Here is a 267-nt window from a genome sequence, read left to right as displayed (position 1 = left end):
CAAATAGTGTCTGCGTTGTTAGAAGAGTTGGGCGAGCCGATCATGAGTGTTTCTCTTATTTTACCTGGAGAAACCGATCCGATGACCGACCCATACGACATTCGCGATACGCTCGAACATGCGCTAGATTTAGTTATAGATGGCGGCTTTTGTGGACTACAGCCGACAACGGTCGTTAAAATGGATGCTGATAGCATTGAAGTAGTTCGTATTGGCGCAGGGGATCCTGCGCCGTTTCAGTAAATTGTTTAATATTCAGCTGTCAAG

At 46.1% G+C, this 267-nt stretch carries 1 protein-coding gene; it reads left to right on the top strand.

What is annotated here, in order from left to right:
- A partial coding sequence (locus AAEY75_RS15450; protein ID WP_352260082.1) for a Sua5/YciO/YrdC/YwlC family protein occupies window positions 1–243 on the top strand: 243 nt, incomplete at its 5' end.
- Window positions 244–267 lie beyond the last annotated feature (24 nt).

The organism is Psychrobacter sp. TB55-MNA-CIBAN-0194 (assembly GCF_040309505.1).
Lineage (GTDB): Bacteria > Pseudomonadota > Gammaproteobacteria > Pseudomonadales > Moraxellaceae > Psychrobacter > Psychrobacter fozii.
Note: the sequence above shows the minus strand (reverse complement) of the source record. Positions and strands in the feature narration are given on the sequence as shown.